The organism is Actinosynnema sp. NPDC059335 (genome assembly GCF_042752395.1).
Classification (GTDB): domain Bacteria; phylum Actinomycetota; class Actinomycetes; order Mycobacteriales; family Pseudonocardiaceae; genus Actinosynnema.
Genome location: NZ_JBHYXZ010000174.1, coordinates 1 through 16,691 on the forward strand (window position 1 = coordinate 1; position 16,691 = coordinate 16,691).

The 16,691-nt window shown below is 73.1% G+C and carries 16 protein-coding genes and 1 pseudogene; 10 read left to right on the top strand and 7 right to left on the bottom strand.

Features of this window, described 5'->3' with window-relative positions:
* Positions 1 to 90: 90 nt before the first annotated feature.
* Positions 91 to 690, bottom strand: a complete 600-nt coding sequence (locus ACFXGA_RS34560) for a DUF6891 domain-containing protein (protein WP_378095383.1) — start codon at positions 688 to 690, stop codon at positions 91 to 93.
* A gap of 120 nt (positions 691 to 810) precedes the next feature.
* On the opposite strand from ACFXGA_RS34560, the gene serS reads away from it, so the two are divergent.
* On the top strand, positions 811 to 2,061 hold the full coding sequence (serS, locus tag ACFXGA_RS34565) for a serine--tRNA ligase (protein WP_378095385.1): 1,251 nt from the start codon (positions 811 to 813) through the stop codon (positions 2,059 to 2,061).
* Positions 2,062 to 2,076: 15 nt separating this feature from the next.
* Here serS and ACFXGA_RS34570 read toward each other — a convergent pair whose 3' ends face one another.
* On the bottom strand, positions 2,077 to 2,454 hold the full coding sequence (locus tag ACFXGA_RS34570) for a ribonuclease domain-containing protein (protein ID WP_378095386.1): 378 nt from the start codon (positions 2,452 to 2,454) through the stop codon (positions 2,077 to 2,079).
* A gap of 117 nt (positions 2,455 to 2,571) precedes the next feature.
* Positions 2,572 to 3,336, bottom strand: coding sequence for a tol-pal system YbgF family protein (locus ACFXGA_RS34575; RefSeq protein ID WP_378095388.1), 765 nt, complete (start codon positions 3,334 to 3,336; stop codon positions 2,572 to 2,574).
* A 96-nt stretch (positions 3,337 to 3,432) separates the two neighbouring features.
* Here ACFXGA_RS34575 and ACFXGA_RS34580 point away from each other — a divergent pair, with 96 nt between their 5' ends.
* Both ACFXGA_RS34580 and ACFXGA_RS34585 read left to right on the top strand, forming a co-directional pair.
* Entirely contained in the window at positions 3,433 to 4,278 is an 846-nt protein-coding gene (locus ACFXGA_RS34580; RefSeq protein ID WP_378095390.1) for a helix-turn-helix domain-containing protein, read from the top strand.
* Entirely contained in the window at positions 4,275 to 4,466 is a 192-nt protein-coding gene (locus ACFXGA_RS34585; protein ID WP_378095392.1) for a DUF397 domain-containing protein, read from the top strand. The genes ACFXGA_RS34580 and ACFXGA_RS34585 overlap by 4 nt, the downstream gene beginning before the upstream one ends.
* Here ACFXGA_RS34585 and lhgO read toward each other — a convergent pair.
* The gene (gene lhgO, locus ACFXGA_RS34590) at positions 4,453 to 5,640 is read right to left on the bottom strand and encodes an L-2-hydroxyglutarate oxidase (RefSeq protein ID WP_378095394.1); all 1,188 of its coding nucleotides are present in this window, start codon (positions 5,638 to 5,640) and stop codon (positions 4,453 to 4,455) included. The two genes, ACFXGA_RS34585 and lhgO, sit on opposite strands and share 14 nt — an antisense overlap.
* A gap of 11 nt (positions 5,641 to 5,651) precedes the next feature.
* On the bottom strand, positions 5,652 to 6,527 hold the full coding sequence (locus ACFXGA_RS34595) for an LLM class flavin-dependent oxidoreductase (protein ID WP_378095396.1): 876 nt from the start codon (positions 6,525 to 6,527) through the stop codon (positions 5,652 to 5,654).
* Between the two features lie 47 nt (positions 6,528 to 6,574).
* Here ACFXGA_RS34595 and ACFXGA_RS34600 point away from each other — a divergent pair, with 47 nt between their 5' ends.
* On the top strand, positions 6,575 to 7,393 hold the full coding sequence (locus ACFXGA_RS34600) for a Cof-type HAD-IIB family hydrolase (protein ID WP_378095398.1): 819 nt from the start codon (positions 6,575 to 6,577) through the stop codon (positions 7,391 to 7,393).
* Between the two features lie 4 nt (positions 7,394 to 7,397).
* On the opposite strand, the gene ACFXGA_RS34605 is transcribed toward ACFXGA_RS34600, so the two are convergent.
* A complete protein-coding gene (locus tag ACFXGA_RS34605; RefSeq protein ID WP_378095400.1) occupies positions 7,398 to 8,111 on the bottom strand; it encodes a UDP-N-acetylglucosamine acyltransferase in 714 nt (237 codons plus the stop codon).
* A 138-nt stretch (positions 8,112 to 8,249) separates the two neighbouring features.
* Here ACFXGA_RS34605 and ACFXGA_RS34610 point away from each other — a divergent pair, with 138 nt between their 5' ends.
* Both ACFXGA_RS34610 and ACFXGA_RS34615 read left to right on the top strand, forming a co-directional pair.
* Positions 8,250 to 9,347, top strand: coding sequence for a DegT/DnrJ/EryC1/StrS family aminotransferase (locus tag ACFXGA_RS34610; protein ID WP_378095402.1), 1,098 nt, complete (start codon positions 8,250 to 8,252; stop codon positions 9,345 to 9,347).
* The gene (locus tag ACFXGA_RS34615) at positions 9,344 to 10,318 is read left to right on the top strand and encodes a Gfo/Idh/MocA family protein (RefSeq protein WP_378095404.1); all 975 of its coding nucleotides are present in this window, start codon (positions 9,344 to 9,346) and stop codon (positions 10,316 to 10,318) included. Before ACFXGA_RS34610 ends, ACFXGA_RS34615 begins: the two co-directional genes overlap by 4 nt.
* 73 nt (positions 10,319 to 10,391) lie before the next feature.
* On the opposite strand, the gene ACFXGA_RS34620 is transcribed toward ACFXGA_RS34615, so the two are convergent.
* A complete protein-coding gene (locus ACFXGA_RS34620) occupies positions 10,392 to 11,489 on the bottom strand; it encodes a UDP-N-acetylglucosamine 2-epimerase (protein ID WP_378095406.1) in 1,098 nt (365 codons plus the stop codon).
* A 79-nt stretch (positions 11,490 to 11,568) separates the two neighbouring features.
* Between ACFXGA_RS34620 and ACFXGA_RS34625 the strand changes: the two genes are divergently transcribed.
* From ACFXGA_RS34625 to ACFXGA_RS34640, 4 genes and pseudogenes are all read left to right on the top strand, one after another.
* The gene (locus ACFXGA_RS34625; RefSeq protein WP_378095408.1) at positions 11,569 to 12,594 is read left to right on the top strand and encodes a glycosyltransferase family 2 protein; all 1,026 of its coding nucleotides are present in this window, start codon (positions 11,569 to 11,571) and stop codon (positions 12,592 to 12,594) included.
* 50 nt (positions 12,595 to 12,644) lie between these two features.
* Positions 12,645 to 13,850 carry a lipopolysaccharide biosynthesis protein gene (locus ACFXGA_RS34630; protein ID WP_378095410.1) on the top strand — a complete coding sequence of 402 codons (1,206 nt, stop codon included), beginning with the start codon at positions 12,645 to 12,647 and terminating at the stop codon, positions 13,848 to 13,850.
* Positions 13,851 to 13,927: 77 nt separating this feature from the next.
* Entirely contained in the window at positions 13,928 to 15,859 is a 1,932-nt protein-coding gene (locus ACFXGA_RS34635) for a DUF6541 family protein (protein WP_378095412.1), read from the top strand.
* Positions 15,860 to 15,879: 20 nt separating this feature from the next.
* Positions 15,880 to 16,614, top strand: a pseudogene (locus ACFXGA_RS34640) (glycosyltransferase family 2 protein); the annotation flags it as partial.
* Between the last annotated feature and the right edge of the window lie 77 nt (positions 16,615 to 16,691).

Below are 16,691 nucleotides of genomic sequence, written 5' to 3' on the forward strand. Positions count from 1 at the left end.
CGCGCGCGCGCCCCCGCCCCCCCCCCCCGCGGCGGGGGGGGGGGGGCGCGGGGGGGGGGGCCCCCCCCCCCCCCCCCGTCACCGGCCCGGTCAGGCCACCGGCAGCCGCTTCCGCCAGGCGATCGGGCCCACCTTGATCCGGGTGCGCACCGACCCGTCCCACACCACCGGCAGCCCGCCCGCGGTCAGCGCCGCCACCACCTCGCGGCCCACGGACTCGTCGGCCGCCGCGGGATCGGCCGACTCGCCCAGCGAGCCGTACGCGAGCCACACCTCACCGCCCGCCACGGCGCTCTCGGTGTCCTGGCGGTGGAAGAACACGTACCCGCGCGCGTCGCCCTCCGCCTCGTCGCCGATCTCGGCGTGCCCGCACGTCTGGCAGCACGTGAAGTCGGCGCGGGCCACGATCCCGTCCCGGTCCAGCGCCTCGAACGCGGCGAGCAGCCGGTCCACGTCCGTGCTCGCCGGCCAGCCGGCCTGCTCGGCGGAGCGCTCCCGCCACACCCGTTCCACGACCGCCCGCGCGACCGCCGGCGTGACCGGGGCCTGGTCCTCGAAGCAGTCCGCCACGGCCTCGACCGCGTCGTCCAGCGCGGTGAAGCCGCCGTGGACCACGCCCCGCGCGTACTCCTCGACCTCCGCCACCACGTCCGCGGGCAGGTCGGGCTCGTCGTTCGCTCGTTCAACCACGCGGGCATCCTGCCGGCGGGGTCCGACAGCCCGGCCCGACGTCCCGGCCCGACGTCCGAGCCCGACATCCGGGCCCGACGTCGTGCAAACCGGTTCGCGCCGGGTACTACCCTTCCCGGTGTGATTGACCTCAAGGCACTGCGCGAGAACCCGGAAGCCGTCCGCGCGTCGCAACGCGCGCGGGGCGAGGACGAGACCGTGGTCGACGCGCTGCTGTCCGCCGACGAGCGCCGCCGGGCCGCCATCGCCCGCGCCGACGCGCTGCGCGGCGAGCAGAAGGCGTTCGGCAAGCAGGTCGGCCGCGCCAAGGGCGAGGAGCGCGACGCGCTGCTGGCCAAGGGCAAGGAGCTGGCCGCCGAGGTCAAGGCCGCCGAGGCCGAGCAGTCCGCCGCCGAGGCCGAGCTGGACGAGCTGCACCGCGCCGTGCCGAACGTCGTCCACCCCGACGCGCCCGAGGGCGGCGAGGACGACTACGTCGTGCTCAAGCACGTCGGCGAGCCCCGCGCGTTCGACTTCGAGCCCGTCGACCACCTGGACCTGGGCCTGCGGCTCGGCGCGATCGACATGGAGCGCGGCGCGAAGGTGTCGGGCTCGCGGTTCTACTTCCTCACCGGCGTGGGCGCGCAGCTGGAGCTGGCGCTGCTCAACATGGCCGTCGCCCAGGCCACCGCGGCCGGGTTCCGGCTCATGATCACGCCCACCCTGGTCCGGCCCGAGGTCATGGCGGGCACCGGGTTCCTCGGCGCGCACTCCAGCGAGGTCTACCGGCTCGAAGCCGACGACCTGTACCTGGTCGGCACGTCGGAGGTGCCGCTGGCGGGCTACCACGCCGACGAGATCCTGGACGGCCCGAAGCGGTACGCGGGCTGGTCGTCGTGCTACCGGCGCGAGGCGGGGTCGTACGGCAAGGACACCCGCGGCATCATCCGCGTGCACCAGTTCAACAAGGTCGAGATGTTCTCCTACGTCCGGCCGGAGGACGCCGAGGCCGAGCACGCCAAGCTGCTGGCCTGGGAAGAGGAGATGCTGGCCAAGATCGAGGTCCCGTACCGGGTCATCGACACCGCCGCCGGCGACCTCGGCACGTCCGCCGCGCGCAAGTTCGACTGCGAGGCGTGGATCCCGACCCAGCAGGCGTACCGGGAGCTGACCTCGACGTCGAACTGCACCACGTTCCAGGCCCGCCGGCTCAACGTGCGCTACCGGGACGAGAACGGCAAGCCGCAGATCGCCGCCACGCTCAACGGGACCCTGGCCACCACCCGGTGGATCGTGGCCATCCTGGAGAACCACCAGCAGGCCGACGGCTCGGTCGTCGTCCCCCAGGCGTTGCGGCCGTTCCTCGGGCTCGACGTCCTCAAGCCGGTCTGAGGGCGCGCGGCGGCTTCAGAGGCGGTGGAAGTCGCGGTAGTGGTCGCCGGTGTACCAGGTGACGAGGGTTTCGTGGTTGACCACGATCCGGTGCGCGTCCCGCCCCTGCCCGCAGGGGCGGGGGTAGACGTCGAACTCGCGGTAGGCACCGCGGTCCTCGGCCGGCAGCTGCCCCTCCAGGTTGCCGAAGGTCCCGCCGCCGGTGTAGCACCGGTCACCGGGCAGGACGTGGGTGACGCGGCGGGCGGGCAGCCCCTCGCCCTCCCAGTACTCGAGCGCCTCCCGGGCGTCCTCGCACGCCGGTCCGACGCAGAAGTCGTACACGGCGGCGGACGCCGGGGCGGTGACCGTGCCGGCCAGCAGGGCCGAGGTCAGGAGCAGCAGGGGCAGCACGCGTCGACGTGAACGGGCGGGCATCGGCGGGCCTTCCGACGGACGGCGGTGACGCGCCCATCGTCGGTTCCGCCGCCCGCGCCCGCCCGGCCACGCGCACCGGTTCACCCCGTCGCGTCACACCCAGCTGAGCCGGCCGAACTCCGCGCCGAGGGGCACCGACTCCGGCAGCTCGTCGCCCGAGTCCAGCGCCTCCAGCAGGCGCAGCACCTCCACGGCCGCGTCGTGGTCGCCGAAGTCGGCCAGCGCCGCCTCCAGCTGCACCCGCGCCGACGCCGGGTTGCCCTGGGCCCACCGGACGCACCCCAGCAGCACCCGGCACCCGCCGCGCGCCAACCGCACCGGCGGCTCGTCCGCCTGCTCGCCGTACAGCCGCACGGCCCGGGTGAGCCGCGCCGCCGCCCGGTCCAGCTCGCCCGCCTCGATCGCGAGCGTGCCCAGCTCCCGCAACGCCCAGGCCACGCCCGCCCGCTCGCCGTGGTCGTACTGCCACTCCACGACCTCGGCCAGGCACGCCGCCGCCGCGTCCGCCTCGCCGAGCGCCCGGCGCACGCTCGCCAGCACGTCCAGCGCCGCCACGTGCCCGGCCAGCGCCGCGGGCGTCGGGTCGGCCTGGCACCGCGCCCGCCACACCCCCAGCTCCCGCGCCGCCAACCGGGCGGCGACCTCGAACCGGCCCCGTCCCGCGCCGGTCACCGCGCCGGCGCGCAGCACCTCGGCCGCCGACTCCGACAGCGGGAACCGGTCCGCCAGCTCCACGCTCAGCTCCGGCAGCCCGTCCGCGTCCGGCGCTTCGGCCCACAGGTGCAGCAGCAGCGTCGCCGCGTCCTCGACCGCACCCTTCGCCATGCAGGCCCGCACGCCCCTCACCACACGATCCATGGGAGCAGAGTACTGTTTGCAACACACGAAACCGTCCTTCCCGAACGGGTGATGTCGCGGTCAGATCCGGCTACGCAGAGTCGTTAAGGTAGGCCAATGGTTGTAGGGACCACGCGCGGCAAGCGCAAGCTCGGCGCGCTCATGGAGCAATACCGCGAGAAGTCCGGCCTCAAGGCCGAGCAGATCATCAAGGAGGTCCGGACCACCCGCTCGACCTGGAGCCGCATGATCACGGGCGAGGCCAGGCCGAGGTGGGCGCTGTTCTTCGCCATCCTCGCCGTGATGAAGGTGAGCGACGAAGAGCGCGAACGCGCCATGATGCTCTGGGAGGTGGCCGACGACGAGGCCGTTCCCATCAAGCACGCCAACTCCCTGCCCAAGAACTACCTCCGGTTCCGCCGCGACGAGTCGGAGGCGGTCGCGGAGCGCTCGGCGGACGCGGTGCTCATCCCGGGCATGCTCCAGACGGCCGGGTACGCGGCGGCCCTGGCGGCCGGGAGCCACCTCCTGGTGCCCACCGAGGACTGGGACGAGTGGATCGCGCCCGAACGCGTCGACCGGCAGGCGTTGCTGCACCGGAAACCCGATCCCCTCCGGGTGCACGCGCTCATCGACGAAGCGGCCCTGCGCCGGAAGATCGGTGGCCCGGACGTCATGCGAGCGCAGCTCGACCACCTGATCCGGTTGGCGGAGCTGCCCAACATCACCATCCAGGTGATCCCCAACGGGCTCGGCGCCTACGGTGCCTTCGCCGGGAACTTCGTCATCCTCGACTTCGCCGACGACCTCGGCTCGGTCTACTTCGAGACCCTCACCGGGGGTGTCTCGGTGGAAGATGGGGATGGCGTGGCGAAGGTGCGGGAGGTGTGGGACGACATGGCCGCCCACGCGCTCTCGCCCGCGGAGACCGTCGAAGTCGTCCGAGCAGTGAGGGGATCATGAAGAAGACGTTGGTTCGTGATGGGCGCGTGTTCGTCACTTCGAGCGCGAGCACAGCCGCCAACACGTGCGTCGGCGTGGCGGTCGGCGAGCGGACCGGGGTCCTCGACACGAAGAACCCCGGCGGTCCGGTGCTGGAGTTCGGCCGGGGCGCGTTCGACGCGTTCCTGGGCGCGCTCAGGACCAGCTGAGCTCCACCCGGTCGGCGACGTGCCGGCCGATCTCCAACGCCGAGGTCGCGGCGGGTGAGGGCGCGTTGAGCACGTGCACCTGCCGCGGCGCGGTGTCGATGAGGAAGTCGTCCACGAGGGTGCCGTCGGCGCGCATCGCCTGCGCCCGCACGCCCGCCCCCGCGCGCACCAGGTCGTCCTCCCGGATGGCGGGCACGAGCCGGGCCAGGCTCGCCGCGAACCGCTTGCGCGACAACGACCTCAGCACCTCCTCCGCCCCCGTCCGGGCGAACCGGCGGGCCAGCCGCCAGGCGCCGGGGAACCGGGCCACGTCGAGCACGTCCGCCGGCGACACGTCCCGCCACCGGTAGCCCTCGCGGCGCAGCGCGAGCACGGCGTTCGGCCCGGCGTGCACGCTGCCGTCGAGCATCCGGGTCAGGTGCACCCCGAGGAACGGCAGCGCCGGGTCCGGCACGGGGTAGATGAGCCCGCGCACCAGCCGCCGCCGGTCGTGCCGCAGCTCGTAGTACTCGCCCCGGAAGGGCACGATGGTCGCCGACGGCGTCACGCCCGCGAGCCGCGCCACCCGGTCGCTGTGCAGGCCGGCGCAGTTCACCAGCGCGTCCGCCCGCACCACGCCCCGCGTGGTGGCCACCTCGACCCCGCCGCCGCCGAGCGCGCGCCGGATCGCCAGCGCGGGCGTGTGCAGCCGCAGGTCGTGCCCGTTCAGCTCGCGCACGAGCGCCGCGCACACGGCCGGGAAGTCGATGACGCCGGTGCTCTCCACCCGCAGCGCGGCCACCGCCGCCACCTCGGGCTCGTGCTCGCGCGCCTCGTCCACGCCGATCCGGCGGGCCGGCACGCCGTTCGCCCGCGCCCGCTCGGCCAGCGCCTCCAGCCGGGGCACCTCCTCCGGCGAGGTGGCGACGACGAGCTTGCCGCACACGTCCACCGGGACGCCGTGCTCCTTGGCGTAGGCGACGATCGAGGCGTTGCCCGCCACGGACATCCGCGCCTTCAACGACCCCGGCTTGTAGTACAGGCCCGCGTGCACCACGTTGCTGTTGTGCCCGGTCTGGTGCGCCGCCCAGCGCGGCTCCTTCTCCAGCACCACCACGTCGTGCCCGCGCCGGGCCAAGTCCCGCGCGGTCGCCAGCCCCACGATCCCGCCACCGATCACCACGACTCGTCGCACGAGCGGGAACGCTAGCGGCCCACCAGCTCCGGCAACACGTCGGCCGCCACCCGCTCCAGCACCGCCTCGCTGCCCGCGTACACGCCGTCGGCCCGGGGCCAGTGCGTGACCAGGTCGGTGAAGCCCAGCTCGCGCGCCCGGCCGGCCACGTCCCGGAAGTGCTCGACGCTGGTCAGCGAGTACACCGGGCACGAGTCGGCGTTGAGGTGGAAGTCGATGGACGCCTTCTCCCGGTCGATGCCGTCCAGCACCTCGCGGAACCGCTCGACCAGCTGCGCCACGCCCGCCCACCAGGCCGCCTCGTCGTCGGTGTCCGGCCCGGTGGTCACCCAGCCCGTGCCGTACCTCGCCGCGACCGCCATCGCCTTCGGCCCGTTCGCCGCGACCAGGAACGGCAACCTCGGCCGCTGCACGCAGCCGGGCGCGCTGCGGGCGTCGCGGATCTCGTAGTGCTCGCCGCCGAACGTCGTGCGCTCGCGGGTCAGCAGCAGGTCCAGCGCGGTCACGAACTCCTCGAACCGGCGCTGCCGGCCGCGCGGCGACGTGTCGCCCATCACCTGCGTGTCGTACCCCACACCGCCGGCCCCGACGCCGAGCGTGAAGCGGCCGTCGGAGAGGTCGTCCAGGGCGAGCAGGTCGCGCGCGAACGGCACCGGGTGGCGGAAGTTCGGCGACGCGACGAACGTGCCGAGCCGGATCGTGGACGTCACCGCGGCCGCCGCCGCCAGCGTCGGGACCGCGCCGAACCACGGTCCGTCCACCAGCGAGCGCCAGCCCAGGTGGTCGTAGGTCCAGGCGTGGTGGAAGCCGTACTCCTCGGCGGCCTTCCACTTGTGTTCGGCCATCCACCAGCGGTGTTCGGGCAGGATCACGATCCCAGTGCGCACCACCCGACGTTAGCCGAGTGTTCCGCGCGGGAGTGCACCATGTGGGGGTGCAGAGACCATCCCTTGTGGCATCCGACGTCGACGGCACCCTCCTCACACCCCTGGGGCGGGTCAGCCCGCGCACCGCGGACCTGGTCGGCCGCGTGCTCGCCGCGGACGTCCCGTTCGTGCTCGCCACCGGCCGGCCGCCGCGCTGGGTGCCGGACGTGGCCGCCGCGGCGGGCCTGACCGGCTACGCCGTGTGCTCGAACGGCGCGGTGCTCTACGACATCGGCGCGGACCGCGTGGTCTCGGCCGAGCTGCTCACGCCCGAGCAGCTCGCCGACCTGGCCGCGGTGCTGGACGAGGCGCTGCCCGGCTGCGCGCTGGCCTCCGAGCGGGTCGGCGAGTCCGCGCTGCGCCCGGCCGAGGCCGAGTTCATCGCCGACGAGCACTACCTGCACCCGTGGGACGAGGGCGCGCAGCCGCTGCCCGGCCACCAGCGGGCCCAGCTGCTCGCCAAGCCCGCGGTGAAGCTGCTGGTCCGGCACTCGGCCATGACGTCGGACGAGATGGCGCGGGCCGCCGGGCCGCTCGTCGGCGACTCGGTGGCCCTGACCTGGTCCACCAACGAGGGCCTGCTGGAGTTCGCCGCGCCCGGCGTGACGAAGGCGTCCGGCCTGGCGGCCGTGGCCGACCTGCTGGGCGTGCCCGCGAGCGGCGTGCTGGCGTTCGGCGACATGCCGAACGACGTGCCGATGCTCACGTGGGCCGGGCACGGCGTGGCCATGGCCAACGCGCACGAGGACGCGCTGGCCGCGGCCGACGAGGTCACCGCCGCCAACTCCGAGGACGGCGTGGCGCTGGTGCTCGAACGCTGGTTCTGACGGCTCAGCCCCGGGCGGCGGCGAGCGGCTTGGCCGGTTCCGCCGCCGCCCACCAGGCGAACGCCTCGGCCAGCTCGGCGGGCAGCGGGTCGGGGAGCCGGCCGTCCGCGTAGGCGGCGCGCAGCGCGTCGACGGCGGACCCGTCGTACCCGGCGCGGCTCATCCCGACCGAGTTGACCCCGTGCAGGCGGACGGGGCTGCCGAACGCCTTCGCGAACGGCGGCACGTCCCGCGACACCGCCGTGCCCATGCCGACCATCGAGCCCGGCCCGACGACCCGGCGCTGGTGCACGACGGCGTTCATGCCGACGGTGACGCCGTCGCCGACCAGGACGTGACCGCCCAGCGAGGTGCCCGCCGACAGCGTCACGCCCGTGCCGACCAGGCAGTCGTGCGCCACGTAGACGCGGTTGAGCAGCCACGAGCGCGCGCCGATCGTGGTGGGGCGGTAGCTGCCCTGGTGGATGGTGCTCAGCTCGCGCACCACCACGCCCTCGCCGAGGTGCACGCCGCGGTGGGCCAGGTCGCCGTCCCAGGCCCGGTTGTGCGGCTCGGAGGTGATCTCCGGCGGGGTGCCGACGACGCAGCCGGGGCCGATCCAGCAGCCGTCCTCCACGACCGCGGGGCCGAGCACGACCGCCCCCGGACCGATGGTGACGCCGTCGCCCAGTTCCACGCCGTCGCCGACGATCGCGGTGTGATGAATGTGGTTCGCCACTGCCGTCCGTTCTGATTCCCGGAGTGGCCCGCGACAAGGGGCGCCGGACCGGTGCGGGTACCGTGGCACCGCGATGCGGGCTGCTCAGCACTGTACCGAGCCCGTTGAGCCGGCTCACCGAAGGCGAGAGAAAGCTGCATGATCCCGATTACTGTGGTTGACGTCGCTGCCGCCGAGCAGCTCGTGGTCGAGGTCCTGAGGTCGGGTGCGATCGCCCAAGGCCCCATGGTCAAGCGCTTCGAGGACGCCTTCGCGGGCGTCGCGGGCGTGCCGCACGCGGTCGCGGTGAACAACGGGACGACCGCGCTGGTCGCCAGCCTGCAGGTGCTCGACCTCGAACCGGGCGACGAGGTGGTCACCTCGCCGTTCACGTTCGTCGCCACGCTCAACGCGATCCTCGAAGCCGGCGCCACCGCGCGCTTCGCGGACATCCGCGACGACGACTTCTGCCTCGACCCGGCCGCCGTCGCCGCCGCCGTCACGCCGCGCACCAAGGTCCTCATGCCGGTGCACCTCTACGGGCAGATGGCCGACATGGGCGCGTTGGAGCCGATCGCGCGCGAGCACGGCCTCGCCATCGTGGAGGACTCCGCGCAGGCCGTCGGCGCGACCTTCGAGGGCCGCCCCGCGGGCAGCTACGGGCTCGGCTGCTTCTCGCTGTACGCCACCAAGAACATCACCACCGCCGAGGGCGGCGTCATCACCACCGCCGACGACACCCTCGCCGACCGGTTGCGGGTGCTGCGCAACCAGGGCATGCGGCAGCGCTACCAGTACGAGGTCGCCGGCCACAACTACCGGATGACCGACGTGCACGCCGCCATCGGCATCCCCCAGCTCGAACAGCTCCAGTCGATCACCGAGGCGCGCGGGCGCAACGCCGAGGCGCTGACCAAGGGCCTGTCCGACATCAAGGGCCTCCAGGTCCCGGCCGTGCTGCCCGGCCGCACCCACGTCTGGCACCAGTACACCGTGCTGGTCACCGACGACGCGCCGATCAGCCGCGACGAGTTCGCCGCGAAGCTGACCGAGAAGGGCATCGGCAACGGGATCTACTACCCGAAGACGGTGTTCGACTACGACTGCTACCGGGACAACCCGAACGTGATCGCCTCCGACGTGCCGGTCGCCGAGCGGGTCGCGCGCCAGGCGCTGTCGCTGCCGGTGCACCCCAAGCTGACCGAGGCCGACCTGGACACCATCGTGACCACCGTTCGAGAGGTGCTCGGAGCATGACCGCGCTGCCGAAGGTCGCCGTCGTCGGCGTCGGGTCGATGGGTTCGCTGCACGCCCGCGTGGTCGCGCAGTCCGAGCGGTGCGAGCTGGCGCTGATCGTGGACCCGCGCGAGGAGATCGGCCGCGCGGTCGCCGACAAGCACGAGACGACGTGGCGGCCCGAGATGGGCGACCTCGACGGCATCGACGCGGTCGTGCTGGCGTCGAGCACCGAGAGCCACCACGGCCTCGCGCTGGAGGTGCTGGAGCTGGGCAAGCCGCTGCTGGTGGAGAAGCCGGTGTGCGCGAGCCTGCCCCAGACCGAGGAGGTCCTCGACCTCTCCGCGAGCAAGGGCCTGCCGATCATGTGCGGCCTGCTGGAGCGGTACAACCCGGCCGTCATGACCGCGCTCGGCCTGCTGGAGGAGCCGGTCTACGTGTCCGCCGCGCGGCACTCGCCGTACGCGCCGCGCATCCGCACCGGCGTCGCCTGGGACCTGCTCGTGCACGACGTGGACCTGGCCATCCAGTGCTTCGGCGGCGCGGAGCCCGAGCGCGTCTCGGCCGGCATCGCCCAGTTCCACCCGGCGTCCGCCCCCGGCGCGGAGGACGTGGTGGACACGCTGCTCACCTTCCCGTCCGGCGGCATCGCGACGATCTCCGCGAGCCGGCTCGGCCAGCGCAAGGTCCGGTCGCTGACCATCCAGGAGCTGGAGCGCACCATCGAGGTGGACCTCCTGCGCCGGGACGTGACCATCTACCGGCACATCTCCCACGACTCCGACCCCGAGGGCCGCGGCTACCGCCAGCAGACCGTGATCGAGATCCCGGAGCTGGTCACCGCCCGCGAGCCGCTGGCCACCCAGCTCGACCGCTTCCTCGACCTGGTCGCGGGCAGGCTCGACGCCGACGACGAGCGCCGCCGCATCCTGCCGTCGCACCGCGCCGTGGCCGCGGTCCACACGACGCCCGTCGCGGGCGCCACCGCCTGACCCGGCAACGGAACACCCGGCACGAAACGCGAAGGGGGCGTCCCGGCGGGACGCCCCCTTCAGCATGTCGTGATCACACGAAGCCGAGCTGCACGAGCGTGTCGGCGATGATCTCGCTCGGGTGGTACTGGTCCATCATGGACGGCCGGCGCAGCGTCTCGTGCACCGCGAGGAAGTCCTCCAGCTTGTCCGCTCGCATGCCGGTCAGCACGATGTTCTGGCCCAGGCCCTGGTGCCGCTCGGTGCGCTCGCGGTGGATCGCGCACGGCACGCCCAGGTACGCGCCCTCCTCCTGGAGGCCGCCGGAGTCGGTCACCACGAACTTGGCCTTGGTCAGCAGCGGCAGGAACGCGAGGTAGCGGACCTTCGGCCGCAGCATGAAGCGCTCGTCGTCGAACAGCCCGTTCAGGTCGAGCGCGTCGAGCCGCTCGCGCTCGTGCGCGCCGACGAGGTACAGCAGCGGCGTCTTCTCGCTGGCCTTCTTCAGCAGGTGCAGCACCTCGCGGAACTTCTCCGGGCGCTGGAGCAGCTCGAACCGGTGCAGCGTGACGAGCCCGAACTCGGCGGGCACGTCGTAGGGCAGGCTGTCGCTCTCCTTGGCCAGCCGCAGCGCGTCGATCACCGTGTTGGCCCCGGTGTCGACCACCACGCCCCGCGCCCGGCGCAGGTTGCGCACCTCGCGCGGCGTCGGCGCGAAGTGGATGTCGACCAGCCGGGCGGCGATCCGGCGGTTCGCCTCCTCCGGCAGCGGGCTGAGCAGGCTGCCGGAGCGCGTCCCGGCCTCGACGTGCGCGACCCGCGCGCCCAGCAGGCGGCCGATCAGCGAGCCGTACGGCGTGGTGAACGTGTCGCCGTGCACCACGACCAGCCCCGGCTTGCCGTCCGAGGTGAGCGCCCGGCGCAGCTCCTCGCGCCGACCGGCGACGGACCGGGCCACGGACGCGACCCAGCCGGGCACCTGCGCGGGCCGTTCCAGGTTGCGCGCCCGCTCCTCGGGCACGAGCCACACCTCGGGCTTGGGCAGCCGGAGGTCTTCGAGGGTGTCCGCGACCTCGTCCACGTGCTGCGCGGTGAACCACAGTTGCGGCTTCGCCCCGCGCGCCACGATCGCGTGGTACACGGGAGCGATCTTGATCAGCTCCGCGGTGGTGCCCACGATGAAAGAAATCACCGGAAGTCGCTTCCCTCTCGGCTGGAACCAGCTCAGCCGCACGCGGCTGTGGACCCGGACGAGTGTAATCTGCACGGCCGTGAGCCAGACCATCGCCTCCCAGGCGCCAACGCTCAGTGTCGTCTTCCCCGCGTACAACGAGGAGAAGTGGATCGGACGCTCGATCGACGCCGTCCTGGTCGCCGCGCGGGAGGCCGACTGGCAGGTCGAAATCGTCGTCATCGACGACGGCAGCACCGACGGCACGCCGGAGCTGCTGGACAAGTACGCCGAGCTGCACGGCGTCGTGGTCGTGCACCAGCAGAACCAGGGCCGGTTCGAGACCGTCCGCACGGCGATCCGCACGGCGGGCTCCGAGCGCGTGCTCATCCTGGGCAGCCGCGTGGTCGTGGACCCGCACTCGCTGGCGTACCTGAAGGACCAGTTGGTCAACCACCCCGAGCGGGTGGTGTGGAACGGCCACGTGCGGGTCGAGTCGGACGGCAACCCGTACGCGGGCTTCTGGAACGGCCTGCTCCAGGTCATCTGGCGGCGCTACCTCAAAGAGCCGCGGCTGATGTCGTTCGGCATCGAGGATTTCGACGCGTTCCCCAAGGGCTCGGGATTCTTCTGCGCGCCGAAGGAAATGTTGCTGAACGCTTCCGCGGCGTTCGACTCGATGTTCGACGACATTCGTTTCGCCAGTGACGACACCCGGCTCATCCGGTGGATCGCCGAACGGGAGCGGATCTACATCTCGCCCGACTTCTCCTGCTCCTACTACCACGGCCGCGAGTCGATCCGGAAGTTCGCCAAGCACGCGTTCTTCCGCGGCACCACGTTCATCGACGGCTACCTGGGCAACCCCGGCACCAGCCGCAAGATGGCGCTCGCCGCCCTGGGCGCCGGCGCGGCCGGGGTCACGCTGCTCGTCGCCCGCCCGAAGACGGCCGCCGTGGTGGCGGCGGCGGGCACGGCGGCGGCCGGCGGCGTGGTGAAGGCGTGTGGCGGCAGCACCGCGGACGCCACGGCGGTGTCCCGGATGCTGCCGGTGTTCGCGGTCAGCTTCGGCGCGGGCGCGGTGCGCGGCCTGTTCCTGGCGCTGCGGGCCAAGGTCCGCCGCTGATGCCGGAGCCCGAGGCCGCCGCTCGCCCTCAGGGGCGTTCACTCGGTCCGGTGACCGGGGCGCTGCTGGTCGCGTCCGTGTTCGGCTACGGGCTGATGATCCTGTGCGGCCGGGTCCTCGGCCCGGCCGACTACAAGGTCTTCCTCGCGTTCTGGGGACTGATCTTCGGCCTGGGCAGCGCGATCTCGCCGGTCGAGCAGGAGGTGTCGCGGCTGGCCGCGCAGGCCGAGCTGGACGGCCGCCGGACCGGGCCGGACGCGCTGCGGACGGTCGGCGTCGCCGCCGTGCTGGTGGCCCTGTTCGGGCTCGTGCTGTTCATCCCCCCGGTCAACGAACGCCTGTTCGACGGCCACGCCGAGCTGGTCGCCATCACCGTGTGCGGCGGGCTCGGCTACGTCGTGCTGTACGGCGTGCGCGGCCTGCTCATCGGCCACCGGCGCATCCCGGCCTACGCCGGCATCACCGTGGTGGAGCCGACCGTCCGCGTGGCGCTCGCGGTCCTGCTCGTCGTCGTGGGCCTGGCCGGGATCGTGCCGCTCGCCGTCGCCGTCGCCGCCGGCGTGCTGGCGTGGGTCGTGTTCACCCCGGTGACCGCCCGCCTGCTCGACCGGCGCGGTCCGGGCGCGGGCTGGCGGCCGGTGACGCGCACCACCCTCCAGCTCATGGCGGGCTCCACGCTCACCGCGACCGTGGTCACCGGCTTCCCCGCGATGGTGAGCCTGCTCGCCCCCGCCGGCGACCCCGCGGTGGTGGGCGCGTTCCTGTCCGCGCTGACCCTGGCCCGGTTCCCGCTGGTGGCGCTGCTGCCGGTGCAGGCGCTGGCGGTGCCCGCGATCGTGCGCCTGTCGGCCACCGCCGACGGCCGGCGCAGGCTGCACGGCTGGCTGCTCAAGGGCGTCGTCGGCGTGGTCGTGGTCGGCGTGGTCGGCGCGGCCGCCGGCGCGGCCGTCGGGCCGTGGCTGGTGCGCCTGGTGTACGGCCAGGGCTTCGTGGTGGCCGGCTGGGCCGTCGCCGGCCTGGTGTTCTCGTCCGTGCTGCTGGCCGGCGTGCAGCTGCTCGCGGCCGTGCTGCTGGCGCGCGGCCGGGCGGGCGCGGTGCTGCGCACCTGGGCGGCCACGGCGGCGCCGAGCCTCGCCGTGCTGGCGTGGTGGCCCGCGGACACGGTGGTCAGCTCGGTGCTGGGGCTCGTGGTGGGCCCGGCCGTCGGCGTGCTGGTCGGTTTCGTCGCGGTGTGGCGTCGGGGCGGTGCGGGCTGACTTCGCCCGGAAGGTACTCTGCGCACGCCAGGGGGGCTGGGGAAGCGCCCCACCACGACTGACAGGCCACCACTTCGATGAGTGCTGCACTGCTGCTGCTGTTGTACTGGCTGCCCGGACTCGCGTTCGGCGCGGCGATCAGGCTGCGCGGATGGGTGCTCGTCGCGGCCTCGCCGGCCCTGACCTACGGCCTCGTCTCGCTCGGGGGGCTGGTCCTCGGCGGGCTCGGGCAGAGCTGGACGCTGCTGACGTTCGGGATCTGGGTCGCCGCCGTGTCGGTGGTCGCGCTCCTGGCGTCGACGCTGGTGAACCGGCGGTGGCCGGCGGAGCGCGACGAGCGGCTCCCGCTGCGCGACCACCTCGTCGTCGGCGCGGGCCTCGCGGTCGGCCTGGCGGTCGGCGTGGTCACCTTCCTGCGCGGCATCGGCAGCCTGCACCGGCTCAGCCAGGACTGGGACGCGCCGCACCACGGCAACCTCGTGCGCTGGCTCGCCGAGCACCAGACGTCGCTGGTCTCCACCGCGGGCGCGATCGGCAACCAGCCCGAGAACACCTCGTACTTCTACCCGAGCACCTACCACCAGACGCTCGCGCTGCTGCTCGACAAGGCCGGCATCGGCCTGCCCGAGCTGCTCAACCTCGGCGCGCTGACCACGGTCGTCATCTGGCCGGTCGGCATCGTCGCCCTCGGCCTGGCCTGGCGGCTGCGGCCGCTCGTCGTGGCGTTCGCCGCCGCGGTGTCCACGTGGTTCTCGCCCTTCCCGTACGACTCGCTGTGGCGCGGACCGCTGTGGCCGTACGTGGCGGGCATCGCGCTGCTGCCGGTGCTGCTGGCCCTGGTCCCCTACCTGCTCAAGCCGCGCGGGCTGACCGGCCCGGTCGCGGTCGGCGTCATCGTGGCCGGCCTGGTCGGCCTGCAGACCAGCCTGGCCGTGCTCGCGTTCGGCCTGTTCCTGGTCGTGTTCCTGTGCTGCCTGGTCCGGCTCGTGCCGGTGGACTGGCGGCGCGCGTGGCCGACGCTGGTGGTCACCGCCGTGCTCGGCGCGGTGCTGGCGGTCCCGCTGATCCTGCCGTCGCTGGGCGCGGCGTCCGGCGTCACCGCCGCGATCTGGGCCTCGGAGGCGACGCCCGCCGGCGCGCTCGGCCAGACGCTGACGTTCTCCGGCGTCGTGGCGTTCCCGCAGTGGTGGATCGGGGTGCCCGCGTTCATCGGCATCGTGATGATGGTCCGGCAGCGGATCATGCTGTGGATGGTCGCCGTCTACGTCGTCTTCGGCGCGCTGTACGCGGCCACGGTGTCGCTGGAGACGCCGTTGATCCACAAGCTCACCGGCTTCTTCTACAACGACCACTGGCGGCTCGCGGTGCTGCTGCCGCTGCCCGGCTCGATCGCGTTCGGCGTGTTCGTCGTGACGACCGGAGCGTGGCTGGTCGAGCGGTACCGCGCCCGGCTGCTGCCGTCGGCGCCCGCCGAACGGGTCGCGATCGCCGCGAGCGTGGTCGTGTTCCTGGTGCTCGCGCTGGTCAGCGGCGCGTACGTGAACCGCAACGCGGGCCGGCTCGCGCAGAACTACGGCGACGGGCCGACGGTGAGCGCCGCGGAGCAGGAGGCGTACCGGTGGCTCGGGCAGCGGACCCGGCCGGGCGAGCGCGTCATGAACGACGTGGTCGACGGCAGCGCCTGGATGTACGCCGTGGCCAAGGTCGAGCCCGTCGTGTGGACGTTCTACGGCACCCCGGACGACTCCAAGCAAACTTATCTCGCCCGCAACCTGAACAAACTGGACCGCGATCCCCTGGTGCGCGAATACCTGACCGAATTGAAGGTCCGGTACGTCATCGTGGGGCGCGGATTCATCCGTCCCGAACGCCACACCGCGAAAGGGCTGACCGGCCTGGCCGGCGCCGAGGGCTTCCGCGAGGTTTTCGAGAACGACGGCGCGACGATCTACGAGATCGCCGGACAGGGAGACGTGGTCACCGCGACGGCTCCCGAGTCGAATCGCTGAACTGACGATAGGGTGTTGACGTGCCAGAAACGGTGACGCAAACCGGCCGGGTCCTGATCGTGCTCCCCGCGTTGAACGAGTCGGGGAACGTCGGCTCGGTGGTGGCCAAGGTCAAGGCGGCGATGCCGGACGCCGGCGTGCTCGTCGTGGACGACGGGTCGACCGACGACACGTCGGCGAAGGCGCGTGCCGCCGGCGCCGAGGTGGCCCGGCTGGCGGTGAACCTCGGCGTGGGCGGCGCGATGCGCACCGGGTTCCGGTACGCCGTGCGGCACGGCTACGACGTGGTCGTCCAGGTCGACGCCGACGGCCAGCACGACCCCGAGGAGCTGGCCGCCCTCCTGCGCGGGCTGGACGAGGCCGACATCGTGATCGGCTCCCGGTTCGCGGGCAAGGGCGACTACAAGGTGGGCGGACCGCGCCGCTGGGCGATGGTCGTGCTCTCGTTCGTGATGACCCGCCTGGCGAAGACCAGGCTCACCGACGTCACGTCGGGGTTCAAGGCGGCGGGGCCGCGGGCGGTCGCTTTGTTCGCCCGCAATTACCCGGCCGAGTACCTGGGCGACACGATCGAGTCACTGGTGCTCGCGCTGCGCGCCGGGCTGGTCGTGAAGGAGATCCCGGTGGTGATGCTCGAACGCCAGTCCGGCACCCCGAGCACGTCACCCGTCAGGTCGGCTGTGTACCTCGGCCGCGCCGGGCTCGCCCTGTTGCTCGCACTCGTGGGCCGCGCGCCCGCGGCGGCCCCAACCGATGGCGGGTTGGTGGGGGTGGTGGGGGGGGTGGGGTTGTTGTGGATAATGGGGGGGGGTTTAGTTGGTGTGCGAGTGGT

Coding starts and splice junctions, on each gene's coding strand:
- ACFXGA_RS34610 (WP_378095402.1), top strand. CDS start 8,250: ATGATCCCGATTACTGTGGTTGACGTCGCTGCCGCCGAGCAGCTCGTG.
- ACFXGA_RS34585 (WP_378095392.1), top strand. CDS start 4,275: ATGAAGAAGACGTTGGTTCGTGATGGGCGCGTGTTCGTCACTTCGAGC.
- ACFXGA_RS34575 (WP_378095388.1), bottom strand. CDS start 3,336: ATGGATCGTGTGGTGAGGGGCGTGCGGGCCTGCATGGCGAAGGGTGCG.
- ACFXGA_RS34635 (WP_378095412.1), top strand. CDS start 13,928: ATGAGTGCTGCACTGCTGCTGCTGTTGTACTGGCTGCCCGGACTCGCG.
- ACFXGA_RS34580 (WP_378095390.1), top strand. CDS start 3,433: ATGGTTGTAGGGACCACGCGCGGCAAGCGCAAGCTCGGCGCGCTCATG.
- ACFXGA_RS34615 (WP_378095404.1), top strand. CDS start 9,344: ATGACCGCGCTGCCGAAGGTCGCCGTCGTCGGCGTCGGGTCGATGGGT.